The organism is Herbiconiux sp. 320_LB, from assembly GCF_059691755.1.
The window spans coordinates 523,456-540,891 of the sequence record NZ_JCAWAD010000002.1; the positions used below are offsets into that span (position 1 = coordinate 523,456).

Consider the following 17,436-nt stretch of genomic DNA (forward strand, 5'->3'; position numbering starts at 1 on the left):
CGTGAAGATCCTGGTTCTCGGCTCGGGCGCGCGCGAGCACGCCATCATCACCGCACTGCTGCGGGAGGAGGCGCACGAGATCGTCGCCGCTCCCGGCAACGCGGGCATCGCGGCCGTCGTGCCGACCGTGGCGCTCGACGCCGACGACCCGGGTGCCGTCGTCGAGTACGTGCTCGCGGAGGACGTGCAGTTCGTCGTCATCGGCCCCGAGGCGCCCCTGGTCGCCGGGGTGGCCGACGCGCTGCGCACCCGGGGCATCCCGGTGTTCGGACCCGGCCAGCAGGCCGCCGCGCTCGAGGGCAGCAAGGCCTTCGCCAAACGCATCATGGATGCCGCCGGCGTGCCGACGGGCGGCGCGACGACCGCGGCGACGCTGGCCGAGGCATCCGCCGCCCTCGCCCGGTTCGGCGCCCCCTACGTGGTGAAGGCCGACGGGCTGGCCGCCGGAAAGGGTGTGCTCGTGACGAGCGACCTCGACGCCGCCACCGCCCACGCGGCCCACTGGCTGGAGCACGGCGACGTGCTGATCGAGGAGTTCCTCGACGGCGAGGAGGTGTCGCTGTTCCTGCTGAGCGACGGGCACACCGTGGCTCCCCTCTCGCCGGCGCAGGACTACAAGCGGCTGCTCGACGGCGACCTCGGCCCCAACACGGGCGGCATGGGGGCGTACTCGCCGCTGCCGTGGCTCGACGAGCGGTTCGGCAGCGAGCAGGCCTTCGTCGACGAGGTGATCGAGACCATCGCTCTGCCGACCGTGCGCCGGCTCGCGGCCGAGGACACGCCGTTCATCGGCCTGCTGTACTGCGGGTTGATCCTGACCGACCGCGGCATCCGGGTGATCGAGTTCAACGCGCGCTTCGGCGACCCCGAGACCCAGGTCGTGCTGCCCCGGCTGATTACGCCGCTCAGCGACCTGCTCTTCGCCGCGGCCACCGGCACGCTCGGCGAGCAGCCCCGGCCGGTGTTCGGCGACGAGGTGGCGGTCACCGTGGTGCTCGCGAGCGAGAACTACCCGGGGTCACCGGTGATCGGGCGGGTGATCGAGGGGCTCGAGGCGACCGTCGGGATCGAGGGGGTGAGCGTGATGCACGCGGCCACGGATCGCGACGACTCGGGCGCCGAGCCCGTCATCCGCGCCACCGGCGGCCGGGTGCTCAATGTGGTGGCGGTGGCTCCCGACTTCGGGATCGCCCGCGATCGCGCCTACGGGGCGCTGGGGGCCCTGCGCCTGGAGGGGGCGCAGTACCGCGAGGACATCGCGGCGAAGGTCGCGGGGGTGACCGAATGAGCGTCGCGGGGTGGCGGCACCTGTACAGCGGGAAGGTGCGGGATCTGTACGAGCCGGCTGCGGAGGGCGGGGATGCGGGCGCGGCTGCGGCTGCGCCCTCTTCTGGCGCCGAGGGCGCGGCTGCCGGCTCGGCGGCCGCGGCCCTGCTCGTCGTCGCCAGCGATCGGGTGAGCGCGTTCGACCACGTGCTCGAGCCCGGCATCCACGGCAAGGGCGAGCTGCTGACCACGCTCAGCCGCTGGTGGTTCCACCAGCTGGCCGAGGTGCCCAACCATCTGCTCACCGGTGCGGAGGCGGCCGCGCTGCCGCCGGTGCCGGCCGAGCTCGCCGGCCGCTCGATGGTGGTCAAGGCGCTCGAGATGTTCCCGATCGAGTGCGTGGTGCGCGGCTACCTCTCCGGCAGCGGCTGGAAGGAGTACCGGGCGTCGCAGAGCGTGTGCGGCATCGCGCTCCCCGCCGGGCTGCACGACGGCGACCGGCTGCCCGAGCCCATCTACACGCCCGCGTACAAGGCGCCGATGGGCGAGCACGACGAGAACATCAGCTTCGAGCAGACCGTCGAGCTCGTCGGGCTCGACGACGCCACCGCGCTGCGCGATCTGTCGCTGGCCATCTACCGTCGCGCCTCAGCCGTCGCCGAGGCGCGCGGCGTCATCCTCGCCGACACCAAGTTCGAGTTCGGGCGGGATGTCGCGACCGGCGAGATCACGCTCGGCGACGAGGTGCTGACGAGCGACTCGAGCCGGTACTGGGATGCGGCGGCCTACGACTCCGGGGAGCGCACGGCGAGCTTCGACAAGCAGATCGTGCGCAACTGGCTGGCGGCGAACTGGGATCAGACCGGCACGCCGCCCACGCTGCCGCAGGAGATCGTGGAGCAGACGGCGCTCCGGTACCGCGAGCTGCTCGAGCGGCTGACGGGCGAGTAGCGCAGCCTCCGCGGTGTCGGGGGTGGCGCATAGGGTCTGACCATGAACGTGATTCTGGTCGCAGGATTCTGGTTGAAGGGCTCGTCGTGGAACGACGTCGTGCCCGCGCTCCGCTCGGCGGGCCACACCGTGCACACGCCCACGCTCGAGGGGCTCGCCTCGGTCGACGACGACCGCAGCGGGGTGACCCTCGCCTCGCAGACCGCGGAGGTCGTGGCGCTCGTCGAGTCGCTCCCGGCCGACGAGGAGGTCGTGCTGGTCGGGCATTCCGGCGCGGGCTCGATCATCCACGGGGTGGTGGATGCACTGCCCTCCCGCATCGCGCGCGCCGTCTACGTCGACAGCTGGCCGACGGCCGACGGGGTCGCCGTCAACACCGAGCTCGAGGCCTCCGGGGCCGACATCCCGCTGCCGCCCTGGAGCGAGTTCGGCGAGGCCGACCTGCGCGGGCTCACGGATGACGTGCGGGCCTGGTTCCGTGGCATGGCGGTGCCCGAGCCGGTTCGGGTCGCGCGCGATCCCCAGCGGCTGCACGACCCGGCGCGGTTCGACGTTCCGGTCACCCTGATCGCGACCACCTTCACCGAGGAGGAGCTGCAGGGCTACATCGCCTCGGGGCACGAGTACTTCGCCGAGTTCCCGCGACTGAGGTCGGTGACGGTGATCGAGCTGCCCACGGGCCACTGGCCCCAGTTCAGCCGCCCGGCCGACCTCGGCGAGGCCCTGGTCCGCGCCATCGGCTGAGCCGCGGCCGGGCCTCTGTTGCGGCGGCATTCTCCGAGTTCTCTGAGCATCCGGACCGGGATGTCGACCGGTTGGAAGGGTGGAAGGACCGAAAGGAAGGAGCCCTCGTGTCTCTGCTCTCCGATCTGTTCCCCGTGATCTTCGCCGTCATCGGCGTCGCCGTCGTGGTGGTGTTCGTGGTCGTCATCGTCCTGATCGTCAGGAACGCGCGACGAGTGCGGGAGCGCGGCCATGACCCGCTCACCCTTCAGGCCGACCTCGCCACCCGGCTTCTCGACAGCGAGGCGCTCCGTCCGGACACTCCGCTCACCGAGCGTCTGGCCGAACTGGACCGGCTGCGCGACGCCCGCACGATCACGCCCCAGGAGTACGAGGCCGCCCGCGCGAGCGTGCTCGGCGGGCGCTGACGGCGGCGAGCGGTCGCTGACGCCGGTGACTGGTCGCTGACTCCGGCGAGCGGTCGCCGGTCACCGGTCACCGGTCACCCGCTCAGGCCGGGGAGTCGACCGCGGTGGCAACGACGCGGGCCATGGGCTTGCGGATCATGTGGTCGCTCACGTTGACCACGTGCGTCGTCACGTTGCGCATCTTCTCGATCACCTTGAGGTTGCCCGGCACGAGGAACTGGTCGAGCCGGCCGTAGACCACGTCGATCGGCACGTCGACGCTCGCCAGATCGCTGACGACCGTCTGCGACTCGATGCAGTGCTGCAGCGACTTCACGAACGGCTCCCAGTTCTGCTCGGTGATCTCCATCACGTGCTCGACCGGCAGCAGCCGTGAGACCACGGCGGCGGTCGCGGTCGTGAACTGCTTGTTGCCGCGGAAGTACTGGTACGCCTGCAGGTAGCCCTGCACCCGGCTGCGCACGCGGGGGTCGCCGATCTCCTGCGGCGAGAGGTAGACCGGCGGGCTCACCAGCACGAGCTTGGTCACGTGCGAGGGATGCGTCGCGGCGTAGCGCGTGCCGATCAGGCAGCCCAGCGAATGGCCGACCAGCACGAACGGGCGGTCGAGGTGCAGCGAGCGGATGGTGTGGGCGATCGCGGCGACGTGCTCCTCCAGGGTGTACTCGGCTCCCTCCGGCTGGGGCGAACCACCGAAGCCCAGGAGGTCGATCGCGATGACGCGGTGGGTCTTCTCGATCAGCGGGATGACGTAGAAGAAGGTCGCCGACGACGAGGCGATGCCGTGCAGCAGCACCGCGATCGGGCGGTCGTCGCGCTCGGCCGACCCGCCGCCGCTCCCCCGCCCGAAGAGGCCGAGCACATGCGGTCTCGGCGCATCCGGAGTCGTGGTCGCCGCGGCACCCGTGTCGACGGCCACGTGCAGCAGCGGGGCCTTGGGGTCGCGCAGACCCTCGATCACGTCGTCCAGGAGCGCCATCACCCCACTCTGCCGTCTGGGAGCGGCGAGGACCAGCCCCGCGCCGGCCGTCAGCCCTGCTGCGCCGCCCACTCCGCGACGCGACGGGCGCCCTCCTCGGGCGACAGGTCCTCCACGCGGGTCATGACGCTCCAACGCACGCCGAAGGGGTCGACGATCGAGGCGAAGCGGTCGCCGGAGACGAAGGTGGCCGGCGGTTCGCGAACGGTCGCCCCCGCCGCCTCGGCGGCCGTGGTCGCGGCATCCACGTCGGGGAGGTAGATCGCGAGCGAGAACGAGTGGCCGCCCCCGGCGGCGGAGGCGGCGGTCGCCGCGACGAGACCGTACTCCTCGAGCGGTTCGCTCAGGGTGAGCATGCCGGTGCCGAGATCGAGCACGGCGTGGGCGACGAGCTCGGTGCCGTCGGCCCCGGGAAACCGCGTCACGTCGACCACTCGGGCGCCGAAGACGTCGCGGTAGAACTCGATCGCCGCATCGGCGGGCGAGACGACGAGGTGCGGGGTGAGGGAAGTGGAGCCGTGCGGCATGCCGCCGGTCGTGTGGTCGCCGGTGACGCCGCGGGTGCCGGGTTCGGCGGTGTCGGGACCGGCGGTGCCCACGTCTGCGGTGGGGTTGCCGATGCCGTCGGCGGGGGCGGTAGAGGCTGCGGGGGATGCGTTCGGGGTGGTCATGCGGTCATGCTAGGACGAGCATCCGGTGCCCGTCTTGTACGAACGCGACAGTGCGCAGCGCCGGGCCGACGAGGTGTCGGACGAGGTCCGCACGACGGAGAGAGCGCGATGGCAGCGACGGACGAGCCCGAGTCGAAGGGGCACCTCAACCCCGGCGACGAGGGCGTGCACTTCGACCGCTTCGGGCTCGGGCCCGGGCTCGACGACCTCGTGCGGCACGTCTGGGTCGCGCGGTGGAGCATCCCGGCCGGCGAGAGCCGACCCCAGCGCGTGCTCGGGTACCCCGCCTTCAACGCCGTGGTGCGGCCGGGCGGTGCGTCGCTGGCCGGGCCGGATCCGCGGCTGTTCGTCGAGCCGCTCCGCGGGGCGTCGTGGGTGGTCGGGGTGCTGCTGCGGCCGGCGGCGGGGGTGGCTCTGACCACGGCGGCGCCGCGGGCGCTCGTCTCCGCGTCGGAGCCGCTGCCCGACGCCCCGGTCGCCCGCATCGCCGCCGTCATGGCCCGGGGGCGGCGCGGCGCCGGTCCGCTTGCCGACACGCAGCCCGACCCCGCCCCCGACACGGTGGCCGCCGCCGCGCGACGGGAGCTGGTGGGGGTGCTGCGAGGCTGGCTGCTGCCGGCCGCCGGCCGGGTGGATGAACGGGGTCGGCTGCTCAATGCGGTCTGCGACCTGGCCGAGAACGACCCGGAACTGCTCCGCGCCGCCGACCTGGCCGACGCGGCCGGGCTGTCGCTGCGTTCGCTGGAGCGGCTGGTCGGCGAGCGGCTCGGCGTGAGTCCGAAGTGGTTGATCGAGTGCCGTCGGCTGCAGGAGGCGGCCACTACCCTGTTCGCGCATCCGGAGACCCCGCTCAGCGATCTCGCCGCCCGGCTCGGCTACGCCGACTACCCGCACTTCTCGCGCCGCTACGCGCTGTTCCTCGGCGAGACCCCCGAGGCGGCCCGGCGCGCGGGGCAGGCCGGGCAGGCCGGACGGGACGGACGGGACGCCAGCGACGGGCGCGCCGCCGACAGCGCCGACACGGCGCGCTAGCGACCCGCCGCGGCCGCGACGACCCGCGCAGCCTCGCGCTCGGCGCGCTCGTTGCGCACACCCGCCCGGGATCCCGCGAGCTTCGCGGCGATGTGCTCGCCGACCGTGACCGGCTCGTACAGGTTCAGGCGGTCGGCCGAGACGCAGGAGGGCAGCGTCTCGATCAGCGCGTCGAAGTCGCCGTCGTGGAAGTAGGCGGCCGACCGCCGCCGCTCGATCGTGCCGTCGACGATGGGCGGCTTCACGCGGTGGAGCGTCGACATCCAGCGCTCGTTGGTCCAGCGCGCGGTCACGTCGCCGAGGTTGATCAGCAGGGCGTGGTCGGCCGGCGAGACGTCGTGCCAGCCGCCGTCGGCGCCGAGCACCTGCAGCCCCTTGACCTGATCGGCCCAGAGCACGGTCACGATGCCGTAGTCGGTATGCTCGCCCATGCCGGTGAGGTCGCCGTCGAGGTCGACGGTTCCCGGCGGGAGGGCGTAGTTGTTCATCCGCAGCACATCGAGCGAGTGCCCGGTGTAGGCGTCGAAGAAACCGGGCGCGAGGCCCAGCGCGTCGGCGAAGATCTCGGTCATCGTGTTCGCCACCCGGCGGGCCTCGGCGACGTAGGCGGTGACCCGCGGCTGGAAGCCGGGCGCCGCATCCGGAGCCGAGGGCCAGACGTTCTCGGCGTAGTGCACCGGGTCGAGCTCGACCCCCGGGTAGTCGGCCTGCGAGGCGCCGACGTTGAAGGCCTCGAAGAAGTCGTTCATCCGGCTGGCCGACTCGACGCCGAGGCTCAGGCTCAGGCTCTCCGACTTGGGCGGGGCATAGCCGCGGTTGATGCCGGGCGGGGTGCGGTAGGTCTTCTTCGTGTCGAGGTCGAGGCCGAAGAACTCGTCCATCGCGGCGGCGAGACCGTCGGTCGTCGCGCGCGGGATGCCGTGGCCGAGGATCTGGATGAAGCCCACCTCGCTGCACGCGGCATCGATCGCCTTCGCGACCGCATCCTTCTCGTCGGCGCTGCCGCCTGCGACGTAGGGGGTGATGTCGACCACGGGAACCTGGAATGCCATGAGTCCTCCTCGAGGATTGACAGTAATCGGGCCGCGTTACGGCGATGTAACGCGGCCCTCAGGATTCGTGGTGCGGCTCAGTGCTCGTTGTACGTGCCCTCGACCAGGATCTCGGAGGTCTCGTTGTACCGGTACTGGGCCGTGGGCGGGCCCTCGGAGCCGTCGGAGTCGGCGGACTTGAGGTACACGAGCTGGCCCTCGCTGTAGGGGAGGACGAGCTCGTCGGGGGCTCCGTCGTCGAGCGGGATGGTCTGGCCGTCGAGGGGGCCGCCGGACAGGTGCGCGAGAGCAGGTGTTGTCATGCTGCAAGGGTACCCGGATGCCGCCGTGGTGGTGATTGCCGGGTGCATCACTCAGGATGGGGGGATGGTCGACGCCCGGGAGCTCGCCGCGGCCGCGCCGCGGGGGTCGTTCGCGCTGCAACCGCGGGGGCCGTACTCGCTCGCCGAGAGCATCCGGTTCTTGGAGGGGTTCGAGCCGGCCAAGTACGAGGCCGGCGCCGACGTGAACGGCCTGGAGGTGGTCTTCCCGCTCGAGGGGTCGTGGCTGACCGTCGGCATCGGCGTCGAGCAGGTCGGCACCGAGGTGCGCGGCCGGATCGTCGCCGCGCGCCCGCTCAAGCGGCTCGAGCTGTCGGCGGCGCGGCAGCAGATGGAGCGCATCCTCTCGCTCGACGTCGACGGCAGCGGCTATGCGGCGATCGGCGAGACCGATCCGGTGATCGGCGGCCTGCAGGGGCGGTACCCCGGGCTGCGGCCGGTGGGGTTCTGGTCGTGGTACGAGGCCGCGGCGTGGTCGATCATCAGCCAGCGCATCCGCACCGGGCAGGCGGCGACGCTCAAGGCGAAGCTCGCCCGCGAGCTCGGCGTGGGGGTGGTGGTCAACGGTGAGCGGCGCTGGGGCTTCCCGGCGCCCGGGGTGCTGGCACAGCTGTCGTCGTTCCCGGGGCTGACGCCGCAGAAGGTCGACTGGCTGCGCTCGCTGGGCGAGGTGGCGCGCCGCAACACGATCGACAGCGTCAGCCTGCGACGGATGCCGCGCGCCGACGCCCTCGCGCTGCTGCAGACGCTGCCCGGCGTGGGCCCGTTCTCGGCCGAGCTGATCCTCCTGCGCGGTGCGGGCGAGAAAGATGCCGCACCCGTCGGCGAGAAGCGCTTCGCCGAGGCGGTCGCCGCGGCCTACGAACTGGAGGCGCCGCCCTCGGCCGACGACCTCGAGGTGCTGAGCGAGGGGTGGGCGCCGTATCGCACGTGGGTGACGGTGCTCCTCCGGCGTGCCGCGGCCGACGCCGGTGCGTCGGACTCCGGCGCCGCGGACTCTGGCGCCGCGGAATCTGGTGTCGCTGACGCCCCTGCGGAGCCCGCAGACGCCCCCACCAACTCGAACCCGCAAGACGAGGCCCTAGACGAGCCTGATGGGGATGCTGACGCTGGCGATGAGGGCGCTAGTGCTGGTGCTGATCGCGAGGCGGCGGAGACGGATGTGGACGCCGAAGCCCCCGAGTCACCACGCCGCAGAGCCTTCTTCGGCATCCGCCGCAAGTCCTGACCCCTCGAGAAGTCACCTTTACGTCCCAAACCCTCCCTTTAGACGTAAAAGCGACTTCTCGGCGCGCGCGGAGCGGCACCCGGTCCGCGATCCGTCACTTGTTGCCGCTATGGGGGCGGGATAGCGGCAACAAGTGACGGATCGAGGGCATTCGGGGGCGCCACGGGGGGGCGGGGACGAGGGGGACGGGACGAGGAGGTGTGTCAGCGGGGGGTGAGGCGGGCCAGGGCGAGGGCGTCGGCCGCGAAGAGCGCCCAGACGTCGGCGGCCGCGAGCGGGAGCGCGACCCAGTCTTTGAACGGGCGACGCTGGCCGCCGGGGTCGAACAGCTCCGCCTCGGGGATCGCCAGCGCCGCCGTGTGCTCGGCGGATCCCGCACCGAGCTTCAGGGCGAAGGCGGCACCGCTCAGACAGGCGAACATTGTGCCCGCCCGGGTCAGGATGGGCCGCCCCATCATGCGCCCGCGCTCCACCGACGGGTCGCCGAGCTCGGCGACCACCAGGTCGAGGCGCTCGAGCGCCTCCTCCGAACTCACCGGCACGGCCACGCGGTCAGAGTACCGCCGCGCACCCCGCCCTGTCAGGCCGCGGCCGCCGCCGGCCGCCGCTCAGGCGGCCGGGTACGCCCCGACGAGCTTGACGGCCCCGCCGTCGACGCCCTTGGCCCCCTGCTCGAACCCGTCGGCCGGCGAGAAACTGCGCGCCGCGGTCGAGACCGTGCCGACCGGCCACGTCGGGATGCCGAGCGCCGAGATCGCGGCGGCCACCGCATCCGCTTTGGCCGCGTCGACGACCGCGAAGAAGCCGATGCCCAGGTTCCAAGTGCCCTCGGACGACTCGAGGGTCGAGCCCGCGATCGACGACAGCACGCGGAACACCGGCGCCGGCGACCAGGTCGCGCGGTCGACCTCGACCCACGACCCGACCGGCAGCACGCGGGCGAGGTTGGCGGCGATACCGCCCCCGGTCACGTGCGAGAGCGAGTGGATGGCGCCGGCGAGCGCCGGGTCGGCCAGGATCTGCACCAGCGGCCCCGTGTACAGCCGCGTCGGCTCGAGCAGCACCTCGCCGACCACTCCGCCGAAGTCGTCCGAGTGCGAGTCGTAGGCGAGCGACGCCCCCGCGAGGATGTGCCGCACCAGCGAGTAGCCGTTCGAGTGCAGCCCCGACGACTCCAGGGCGAGCACGACGTCGCCGTCGCGCACCCGCTCGGCGCCGAGGGTCGCATCCGCTTCGACCACGCCCACCGCGGCCCCCGCCACGTCGTAGTCTTCGGCCCCCATGAGTCCGGGGTGCTCGGCGGTCTCGCCGCCGACGAGCGCGGTGCCGGTCGCCGAGCAGGCGCGCGCGATGCCGGCGACGATCGTCGCGATGCGCTCGGGCACGACCTTGCCGCAGGCGATGTAGTCGGTCATGAACAGCGGCTTCGCCCCGACCACGACGATGTCGTCGACGACCATGCCCACGAGGTCTTGCCCGATGGTGTCGTGCTTGTCGAGCGCCTGAGCGATCGCGACCTTGGTGCCGACGCCGTCGGTCGAGGTGGCGAGCAGCGGATGCGCGTAGCCCTTGAGCGCCGAGGCGTCGAACAGCCCCGCGAACCCGCCGACCCCGCCGAGCACCTCGGGGCCGTGCGTCTGCTGCACCGCCGCCTTCATCAGCTCGACCGCGCGGTCGCCCGCCTCGGTGTCGACTCCGGCTGCGGCGTAACTGTTGCTCATGCGCCTATTCTCGCAGGCCCGTCGCCCCGCCCCGATGTCACGCGGGGCAGGCCGCGAGGTTCTGCACGTTCTGGCTGAGCGAGTTGGGCCCTCCGAGCAGCACCACTTTCGTGGCGCCGAGGCGCTGGATGTCGCTCAGCACCCCGCGCGGCACGCAGTCGGTCGGCACCACGTAGAGCGGTGCGTGTCCGGTGCCGGCGAGCACCCCGCCGGCGAGCGCGTCGGGGAAGTTCAGGCCGGTCGCGAGGTAGACCGTGCCGGTCGACGAGAACGCCTGGTTGAGCGCGATCGAGGTCTGGTAGCGGTCGGCTGCCGCGACGCGGGTGACGGATGCGGGGACCCCGGCCAGCGAGTCGAGCACGCCCTGCGAGACCGAGTTCGGGCCACCGGCGACCACGATCGACTGGGTCTGCAGCGTGCGGAACAGCTGCAGCGTCTCGGCGTCGGCCGAGGGCTGCGACCCGTTCACGAGCACGACCGGCTGCAGCGAGGAGCCGGCGGCCCCGCCCGCTGAGAGGGCGTCGGGGAAGTTCGTTCCGGTCGCCGCGTAGGCGTTCGGGGCGGTCGCCCCCTCGATGCCGAAGACGGTCTGCACGACCGCGCGGCTCGCGGCGTACCGGTCGGCGCCGGCCAGTCGCTCGACGCTCGTGCCCTCGACCAGGGTGCCGAGCTGCCCGGCAACGGCATCCGACACCGAGTTCGGGCCGCCGACGACGACGATGCGGTCGGGCGCGAGGCGCGTGATCTCGGCCTGCACCACCGCCGGCACGTCGTCGCGGGTGACCAGCAGCAGCGGGCCGCCCTGCTTGACGGCCGCGGGGCCGGCGCTGAGCGCATCCGGGTAGTTCTGGCCGGTCGCGACGTACACGACCGGGACGGTCGCGGGGGCCGGGTACGCGGCCTGCGAGATCTTCACGGCCCCCTCGTACCGGTCAGTGCCCGAGATGCGGGAGACGCTCGGCGCCCCGACGACGGTGAACGACCCGGTGACCGCCGCCGACGTCGACGTGCCGGCGCCGGATCCGAACACGGCGGTGGCGCGGTACGTGTGCGCGCCGCCGGTAATCCCGGTGGCGAAGAGCGACCAGGTGCCGTCCTGGGCGACGCTGGTGCTGGTCGCCGGGCCGCCGTCGATGCTGACGAGCACGGAGTGCCTCGTGCTGCCGGAGGGCAGGGTGCCCGTGATCGGCTGACCCCAGGTCAGCGTTCCGCCGGAGGCGGGCTGGGCGACGACGGGGGCTTCGACGGCCACCTCGAGCTGCCAGTTGAGCTCCGAGCTCAGCACCGAGCCGTAGGGCGGGGCCGAGATCATCGGGAAGACGCCCGAGAACTTCGGGTTGTCGGGCGTGCTCGGTTCTGAGCAGGACGACACGTAGTTGCCTGAGGAGAGCAGACCCATGGCGTAGGGGCCAGAGACGACCGCCCCGCCGCTGTCGCCCGGGAGGGCGCAGAACGTCGTGATGTCGACGTTGATCTCGACCTCCGTGTCCCCGCCATCCTTGACCGGCAGCAGGACGTCGGTGGCTTCGACGGTGCCGCAGGTCCACCCGGTCGTGCGGCCGGACTTGCAGATCGGCTGTCCGACGATCGCGTCCCCGTAGTCGCGGACGACCTGCTGAGACCCGGAGGTGACCGGGCCGGTGTTGCCGTTCCAGGTGCCGACGGCGGGCTTCGGGGTCCAGGTCGAGGTGGTGCTGGCGACGAGACCGGTGTCGAGCTCGTTGCCGAGCGCGAAGCTGCCTCCGACCGGATCGCCGAGGCGGTCACCGGCCCCGGACACCACGTTCGGCTTCGGCTGGACCAGCTCGGTCACCCGGCCGTTCTGGTCGGTGCCGTCGACCTTGCAGTGCCCGGCGGTGAGGAACTGCTTCTGCCCGCTCACCCGGTCGACGCCGTTGAAGGCCACCGAGCAGTAGTAGTTGTAGACGGAATCCGTCGAGAAGAAGCCCTGCCCACCGACGAGGTCCTTGAGGAGCCGGGGCTCGGCCTCGCCCGGGTCGAAGGCCTGCGGCTCGCCGAGCACCGGAGTCGCGTCGACCGCCGCGACGAGATCGGCATCCGCGGTGTCGGCGACGTTGACCACGAGTGCCGTGCCGTCCAGGTGGGCCCCGAGCACGTCGACCCCTGCGGATGTGAGGCCGTGGACCACCGCCGAGGCGTTGGCCGCGGCGTCGGCGCGAGCGAGGTAGTCGGCGGGGGTCTGGCCCAGGTCGTCGGCGAGGGCGGTGGCGAGTTCGGCGGGGAGCTCCGAGGCCTGGGCGGCATAATCGTCGGCGGAGTACTGGGCCATCGCCACGAGCGGGGCCGCGGCTGAGCTCGGGCCGGGGGTCGCCCGGGGCTCCGGAGCGACGATCTCCGCCGAGGCTGACCCGACGGCGACGAACGGAGTGGCCAGGAGCGCTGTGGCCGCGAGGGCGACGGCGGCGAGGGCGCGGATGCGGGTGGAACGGCGGGACATCGGGACCTCTCGTCTGCGCCTCGGGCGCACGGTTCCCGAGAGGATCCCGCCTGATGTCGCGAGCCCCCGACTCGGATGGCGCTCATCCTAGGACACGCGTGTTGCGCATCCGTGACGCCCACTGCGGATCGACCGCAGATCGACGGCGGATCGAGCGCGGATCGACCGCCGAGCACCCCGCCGCGGCAGGTAGAATCGTTGCAATGTGCGGCATCGTGGGTATCGTCTCGTCTGACCCCGTCAACCAACTCGTGTACGACTCCCTCCTGCTGCTGCAGCACCGGGGGCAGGACTCGACGGGCATCGCCACGGCCGAGGGCAGCATCTTCCACATCGTGAAGGCCAAGGGCCAGGTGCGCGAGGCGTTCCGCACCCGCGACATGCGCTCGCTGCTGGGCACGATGGGCCTCGGCCACGTGCGCTACGCGACACAGGGCAAGGCCTCGCAGGAGCAGGAGGCGCAGCCGTTCTACGTGAACGCGCCGTACGGCATCATCCTCGTGCACAACGGCAACCTGACGAACACGCGCGAGCTGACCAACGAGCTCTACAGCATCGACCGCCGGCACCTGAACACGAGCTCCGACACCGAGGTGCTGCTCAACGTCTTCGCCAACGAGCTGCAGTCGGAGATCACCGGCCTCTCGCTTGACCCCGACCAGATCTTCACCGCCGTCTCGCGCGTGCACGAGCGCGTCGAGGGCTCCTACGCCGTGATCTCGATGATCGCCGGGCACGGGCTGCTCGCGTTCCGCGACCCCTTCGGCATCCGGCCGCTCACCATCGGCAGCCGACTGCTCGAGAGCGGCCAGACCGAGTACGTCGTCGCCTCCGAGTCGCTCGTGATGGAGAGCCTCGGCTACACCGTGCTGCGGGATGTCGAGCCCGGCGAGGCGGTCTTCATCACCCTCGACGGCGAGCTGATCTCGAAGCAGTGCGCGCCGAACCCGGTGCTCATCCCGTGCTCGTTCGAGTACGTCTACCTCGCCCGGCCGGACTCGGTGCTCTCGGGCATCTCGGTCTACGAGGCCCGGCTGCGGCTCGGCAACTCGCTGGCCGACACGGTGGCGCGCTACACGCCGATGGGTGACATCGACGTGGTCATGCCGATCCCGGACTCGTCCCGCCCGGCCGCGATGCAGGTCGCCCAGAAGCTCGGCGTGGAGTACCGCGAGGGCTTCTACAAGAACCGCTACGTCGGGCGCACGTTCATCATGCCCGGGCAGGCGGAGCGCAAGAAGTCGGTGCGGCAGAAGCTCAACGCGATGTCGAGCGAGTTCAAGGGCAAGAACATCCTGATCGTCGACGACTCGATCGTGCGCGGCACGACCTCGAAGGAGATCGTCGACATGGCCCGGCAGGCCGGCGCCCACAAGGTCACCTTCGCCTCGGCGGCTCCGCCGGTGCGCTTCCCGCACGTCTACGGCATCAACATGCCGTCGCGGCACGAGCTCGTGGCGCACGACCGTAAGATCCCCGAGATCGCGCAGGCGATCGGGGCCGACCACCTGATCTACCAGGAGGTGGAGGACATGCGGAAGGCCATCACGATGGGCTCGTCGGTCACCGACCTCGAGATGAGCTGCTTCACGGGCGAGTACGTTACCGGCACGGTGACGCCGGAGTACCTGGCGTGGGTGGAGAAGAACCAGCTGAGCTGAGCATCCGCTCGCCTGCGCCCTGGCCCGGGGCCATCCGCCCGCTACGCCGCTCGGCCGCCGCTAGGCTCGATCGCATGGCGACCCCCGACTTCGTTCTGGCCCTCCGCGAGAAGATCGGGCACCTGCCCCTGTGGTTGTCCGGGGTCTCGGCGGTGGTCGTGCGCGAGAACGGCGACGTGCTGCTGGTGCGCCGCAGTGACAACGGGGCCTGGACCCCGGTGACCGGCATCATCGACCCCGGCGAGGAGCCGGCCGTCGCGGGGGCGCGCGAGGTGCTCGAGGAGGCGTCGATCGTCGCCGAGCCCGTGCGTCTGGTCTTGGTGCACACGATCCCCGAGATCGTCTACCCGAACGGCGACCGCTCGCAGTACCTCGACATCTGCTTCCTGTTCCGGTACGTCTCGGGCGAGCCGTTCCCGGCCGACGGCGAGAACACCGAGGCGGCCTGGTTCGCTCCGGATGCGCTGCCGCCGATGTCCGACGAGATGCGCGCGCGCCTCACCCACGCCCTCGACGGAACACCCGAGGCCCGCTTCGAGTCCTGACCCGCCTGCCCCGAGCCCGGCCCTCGCGCGTCGGCGTGGGCCGGACAGGTTCGGGGCCTAGCGGGACGTTCGGGGCTTGCGTCGGAGGAGGAGCGCGAAGCCGGCGAGGAGGAGCGCGAGGGCCACGCCACCGGCTGAGGCCGCCGCGCCAGCGTCGGCACCCGTGTTCGCGAGCCCGGACGGGGTCGACCCGGAAGGAGTCGGCCCCGAGGGAGTCGGCCCGGAGGGGGTCGGCCCGGGTGTCGGTTGCGGGGTCGGCCCGGGCGTCGGCTGCGGGGTCGGCTGCGGGGCGGGCACGACGTCGATCGTGACGCTCGCCGACACCGCGCCGAGGGTGGCGGTGATGGTGTGCGGGCTGGCATGGGGGAACGTCACCGAGAAGCCGTCGACGACGTCCGTGGCGACGGACGAGGTGAGCACCGCATCCGAGGCGTCGACCGGGTTGCCGGCGGCGTCGGTGCCGGTGACCGTGAAGGCGACGGTGCCGCCCTGCTCGACCGTCGGGGTCGTCGGCGTGATCGCGAGCGAGCTCAACGGCCCGGCGACGACCGTGACGGCCGACGTGGTCGTGATCGACCCGAGGGTGGCGGTGACGGTGTGGGCTCCGGCCCCCGAGAACGTCACCGTCCGGCCGGCGATGGTGTCGGCCGCCGACGACGAGGTGAGCACGGCCGCGTCGACGTCGACGGCGTTGCCCTCGGCATCCGAACCCGTGACCAGGAAAGCGACCGACGCGCCCTGGGCGACCGTGCCCGAGGCGGGGGTGAGGGCCAGGGTGGCGAGCGGACCCGGCGCGACCTGGATCGTGAAGGTCTTCTGCAGCAGCGCATCCTGAACCGTCGTGGACGCCGTGATGCTGCACGAGCGAGCGACGGTGAACACCACGCCGGCACCGATCGTGCAATCGGCGGAGGTGTAGTCGACCGCGGGCTGCGGCACCAGCGGCGACCCGGTGAGCCCGTTCACGGTGACCGGGAAGTCGTACGGCTCGCCCGCCGTCGCCGTCAGAGCAGCCGGATCGGCGGAGACGGCGATCGATGCCGGCGCGACCCCGTAGAGGTCGAGCGTGCCGGAGCCGGCGGTGGACGAGGTGCTCGTGAACCAGTCGCCCGACCCGTCTGCCGCCGTGTTCCACAGCGTGCCGGCCGGCGGGGCCGGGAGCGTCCGGGCGCCGTCCGCGAACGAGGGCGCGAACACCCGAACGCTCGGGATGGTCGGGGCGAAACGCACGAGACGGTTGTTGCCCGTCACGGTGGTGTTCATCGGGTCCAGCGTGATGGTGCCCTGGTTGTCGATCGTTCCCGGACCGGTGATGGAGGCTCCCGCGGCGGGGTCGTCGACCGCGCCCAGGATGCGGCCGGTGGGGCCGACCGTGATCTCGGGCCCCGCGGCGGCATGGGTGCCCACGTAGAGCCGACCCGAGGGAAGGCGCAGCACGCCGTCGACCGTGACAGTGCCGAAGTCGCTCGTGGGCTCGCCTACGCTCGTGTCCCAGCCTGCGCCGATGGCGTTGAGAGAGCCGGCGACCACGACCTCTCCGTCGGCGCCGATCGTCAGCGAACCGCCCGCGCCCCCCACGTCGCCCGGGTTGAATCCGGGGATGCCTCCCCCGATGGCTGTGCCGTCCTCCGACGAGGACGTCGCCGTCAGGATGCCGCCGGTCACCGTGACCTGCGCCCCCGCACCACCCGAACCGATGGCCTGGCCGCCCCCGCCGACCGCGACCGTGAAGCTCTCCTCGGCGTACGCGTTGAGCGCCCCGGAGGTGACCGTGACGGTCCCACCCGCACCCGACGGATAGCCGCCGCCCACGGCCGCGCCCAATCCGTTCGAGTAGGCGTTCACGGTGCCACCCGCGACGACGAGCGAACCTCCGGCAGCACCCCTGGACCCGCCGATCCCGGCCCCGAACGATGCGGATGCCCGCGCGACGACCGTGCCGCCGGTCACCGTGAGGGACGCCCCCGTGGTCTGGATCCCCGGCGTCGCGGCGGCCGCGCCCGTCGCGATCGCTGCAAGGGTGCCACCCGTGCCGTCCGTGGGCCCCTCCACCGTGAGGCCCTTCCCCGCCGCGATCACGACGTTCAGCACGGACAGGTCATGCGTGCCGAGATCGATCGCGGTGTCGCACGGCACGGTCAGAGCCGTCGTGGGCGCCGCGATGTCGGCCCCCAGCAGGATCGTGTTGGGGGCCGTCGCGCAGTCGGCCAGCGCATCCTGGAGCTGCCCGATGGTCGAGACCGTCGTCGTCGCCGCGAAGACCGGGGCGACCGGGATCGCGACGAGGGCGGCGACCGTCACCAGCAGAGCGGCACCGGCGCCCAGGGCACGGCGTCGTACGGAGAGCGGGCGGGTCATGCCGGTCATGCGGGTCCTTCGGGGGCGTCGGGTCGGACTCCCC

16 protein-coding genes are annotated in these 17,436 nt (G+C 72.2%); 8 read left to right on the forward strand and 8 right to left on the reverse strand.

Going from position 1 to position 17,436, the window contains the following annotated elements; genetic code table 11:
- Position 1: 1 nt before the first annotated feature.
- From purD to AC59HU_RS06525, 4 genes are all read left to right on the forward strand, one after another.
- Positions 2-1,288 (forward strand): phosphoribosylamine--glycine ligase, encoded by a 1,287-nt coding sequence (gene purD / locus AC59HU_RS06510; RefSeq protein WP_497222561.1) that lies wholly within the window; start codon positions 2-4, stop codon positions 1,286-1,288.
- Positions 1,285-2,217: a phosphoribosylaminoimidazolesuccinocarboxamide synthase gene (locus AC59HU_RS06515; RefSeq protein ID WP_497222562.1), complete on the forward strand. Its 933-nt coding sequence runs from the start codon at positions 1,285-1,287 to the stop codon at positions 2,215-2,217. The genes purD and AC59HU_RS06515 overlap by 4 nt, the downstream gene beginning before the upstream one ends.
- Before the next feature lie 42 nt (positions 2,218-2,259).
- Complete coding sequence (locus AC59HU_RS06520; protein ID WP_497222563.1) at positions 2,260-2,961, forward strand: alpha/beta fold hydrolase; 702 nt, start codon at positions 2,260-2,262, stop codon at positions 2,959-2,961.
- 107 nt (positions 2,962-3,068) lie between these two features.
- Complete coding sequence (locus tag AC59HU_RS06525) at positions 3,069-3,368, forward strand: DUF6611 family protein (protein ID WP_497222564.1); 300 nt, start codon at positions 3,069-3,071, stop codon at positions 3,366-3,368.
- An 82-nt stretch (positions 3,369-3,450) separates the two neighbouring features.
- On the opposite strand, the gene AC59HU_RS06530 is transcribed toward AC59HU_RS06525, so the two are convergent.
- Positions 3,451-4,347, reverse strand: a complete 897-nt coding sequence (locus AC59HU_RS06530; RefSeq protein WP_497222565.1) for an alpha/beta fold hydrolase — start codon at positions 4,345-4,347, stop codon at positions 3,451-3,453.
- A gap of 50 nt (positions 4,348-4,397) precedes the next feature.
- Positions 4,398-4,874: a VOC family protein gene (locus AC59HU_RS06535; RefSeq protein ID WP_497222855.1), complete on the reverse strand. Its 477-nt coding sequence runs from the start codon at positions 4,872-4,874 to the stop codon at positions 4,398-4,400.
- Positions 4,875-5,126: 252 nt separating this feature from the next.
- Here AC59HU_RS06535 and AC59HU_RS06540 point away from each other — a divergent pair, with 252 nt between their 5' ends.
- Positions 5,127-6,050, forward strand: coding sequence for a helix-turn-helix domain-containing protein (locus AC59HU_RS06540; protein WP_497222566.1), 924 nt, complete (start codon positions 5,127-5,129; stop codon positions 6,048-6,050).
- Here AC59HU_RS06540 and AC59HU_RS06545 read toward each other — a convergent pair.
- Together AC59HU_RS06545 and AC59HU_RS06550 are read right to left on the reverse strand one after the other, a co-directional pair.
- A complete protein-coding gene (locus AC59HU_RS06545; RefSeq protein WP_497222567.1) occupies positions 6,047-7,102 on the reverse strand; it encodes an isopenicillin N synthase family dioxygenase in 1,056 nt (351 codons plus the stop codon). The two genes, AC59HU_RS06540 and AC59HU_RS06545, sit on opposite strands and share 4 nt — an antisense overlap.
- A gap of 77 nt (positions 7,103-7,179) precedes the next feature.
- Positions 7,180-7,404, reverse strand: a complete 225-nt coding sequence (locus AC59HU_RS06550; RefSeq protein WP_497222568.1) for a response regulator — start codon at positions 7,402-7,404, stop codon at positions 7,180-7,182.
- Between the two features lie 64 nt (positions 7,405-7,468).
- Between AC59HU_RS06550 and AC59HU_RS06555 the strand changes: the two genes are divergently transcribed.
- The gene (locus AC59HU_RS06555; protein WP_497222569.1) at positions 7,469-8,650 is read left to right on the forward strand and encodes a DNA-3-methyladenine glycosylase family protein; all 1,182 of its coding nucleotides are present in this window, start codon (positions 7,469-7,471) and stop codon (positions 8,648-8,650) included.
- Positions 8,651-8,853: 203 nt separating this feature from the next.
- Here the strand turns inward: AC59HU_RS06555 and AC59HU_RS06560 are convergent, their stop codons facing one another.
- From AC59HU_RS06560 to AC59HU_RS06570, 3 genes are read right to left on the reverse strand one after another with little or no spacing between them, the layout of a single operon-like run.
- Positions 8,854-9,198 (reverse strand): hypothetical protein, encoded by a 345-nt coding sequence (locus tag AC59HU_RS06560; protein WP_497222570.1) that lies wholly within the window; start codon positions 9,196-9,198, stop codon positions 8,854-8,856.
- Between the two features lie 60 nt (positions 9,199-9,258).
- Positions 9,259-10,371 carry a phosphoribosylformylglycinamidine cyclo-ligase gene (gene purM, locus AC59HU_RS06565; protein WP_497222571.1) on the reverse strand — a complete coding sequence of 371 codons (1,113 nt, stop codon included), beginning with the start codon at positions 10,369-10,371 and terminating at the stop codon, positions 9,259-9,261.
- A gap of 37 nt (positions 10,372-10,408) precedes the next feature.
- Positions 10,409-12,829, reverse strand: a complete 2,421-nt coding sequence (locus AC59HU_RS06570; protein ID WP_497222572.1) for a cell wall-binding repeat-containing protein — start codon at positions 12,827-12,829, stop codon at positions 10,409-10,411.
- A gap of 203 nt (positions 12,830-13,032) precedes the next feature.
- Between AC59HU_RS06570 and purF the strand changes: the two genes are divergently transcribed.
- Complete coding sequence (gene purF / locus AC59HU_RS06575) at positions 13,033-14,490, forward strand: amidophosphoribosyltransferase (RefSeq protein WP_497222573.1); 1,458 nt, start codon at positions 13,033-13,035, stop codon at positions 14,488-14,490.
- Positions 14,491-14,564: 74 nt separating this feature from the next.
- Entirely contained in the window at positions 14,565-15,035 is a 471-nt protein-coding gene (locus AC59HU_RS06580; protein ID WP_497222574.1) for an NUDIX hydrolase, read from the forward strand.
- Between the two features lie 57 nt (positions 15,036-15,092).
- Here AC59HU_RS06580 and AC59HU_RS06585 read toward each other — a convergent pair whose 3' ends face one another.
- The gene (locus AC59HU_RS06585; RefSeq protein ID WP_497222575.1) at positions 15,093-17,402 is read right to left on the reverse strand and encodes a hypothetical protein; all 2,310 of its coding nucleotides are present in this window, start codon (positions 17,400-17,402) and stop codon (positions 15,093-15,095) included.
- Positions 17,403-17,436: the final 34 nt, after the last annotated feature.

What these genes read in the sequence shown, in the direction of transcription:
- AC59HU_RS06515 (WP_497222562.1), top strand. Translation starts at nt 1,285, where the DNA reads ATGAGCGTCGCGGGGTGGCGGCACCTGTACAGCGGGAAGGTGCGGGAT.
- AC59HU_RS06520 (WP_497222563.1), top strand. Translation starts at nt 2,260, where the DNA reads ATGAACGTGATTCTGGTCGCAGGATTCTGGTTGAAGGGCTCGTCGTGG.
- AC59HU_RS06530 (WP_497222565.1), bottom strand. Translation starts at nt 4,347, where the DNA reads ATGGCGCTCCTGGACGACGTGATCGAGGGTCTGCGCGACCCCAAGGCC.
- AC59HU_RS06535 (WP_497222855.1), bottom strand. Translation starts at nt 4,874, where the DNA reads ATGCCGCACGGCTCCACTTCCCTCACCCCGCACCTCGTCGTCTCGCCC.
- AC59HU_RS06540 (WP_497222566.1), top strand. Translation starts at nt 5,127, where the DNA reads ATGGCAGCGACGGACGAGCCCGAGTCGAAGGGGCACCTCAACCCCGGC.
- AC59HU_RS06545 (WP_497222567.1), bottom strand. Translation starts at nt 7,102, where the DNA reads ATGGCATTCCAGGTTCCCGTGGTCGACATCACCCCCTACGTCGCAGGC.
- AC59HU_RS06550 (WP_497222568.1), bottom strand. Translation starts at nt 7,404, where the DNA reads ATGACAACACCTGCTCTCGCGCACCTGTCCGGCGGCCCCCTCGACGGC.
- AC59HU_RS06555 (WP_497222569.1), top strand. Translation starts at nt 7,469, where the DNA reads ATGGTCGACGCCCGGGAGCTCGCCGCGGCCGCGCCGCGGGGGTCGTTC.
- purM (WP_497222571.1), bottom strand. Translation starts at nt 10,371, where the DNA reads ATGAGCAACAGTTACGCCGCAGCCGGAGTCGACACCGAGGCGGGCGAC.
- AC59HU_RS06570 (WP_497222572.1), bottom strand. Translation starts at nt 12,829, where the DNA reads ATGTCCCGCCGTTCCACCCGCATCCGCGCCCTCGCCGCCGTCGCCCTC.
- purF (WP_497222573.1), top strand. Translation starts at nt 13,033, where the DNA reads ATGTGCGGCATCGTGGGTATCGTCTCGTCTGACCCCGTCAACCAACTC.
- AC59HU_RS06580 (WP_497222574.1), top strand. Translation starts at nt 14,565, where the DNA reads ATGGCGACCCCCGACTTCGTTCTGGCCCTCCGCGAGAAGATCGGGCAC.
- AC59HU_RS06585 (WP_497222575.1), bottom strand. Translation starts at nt 17,402, where the DNA reads ATGACCGGCATGACCCGCCCGCTCTCCGTACGACGCCGTGCCCTGGGC.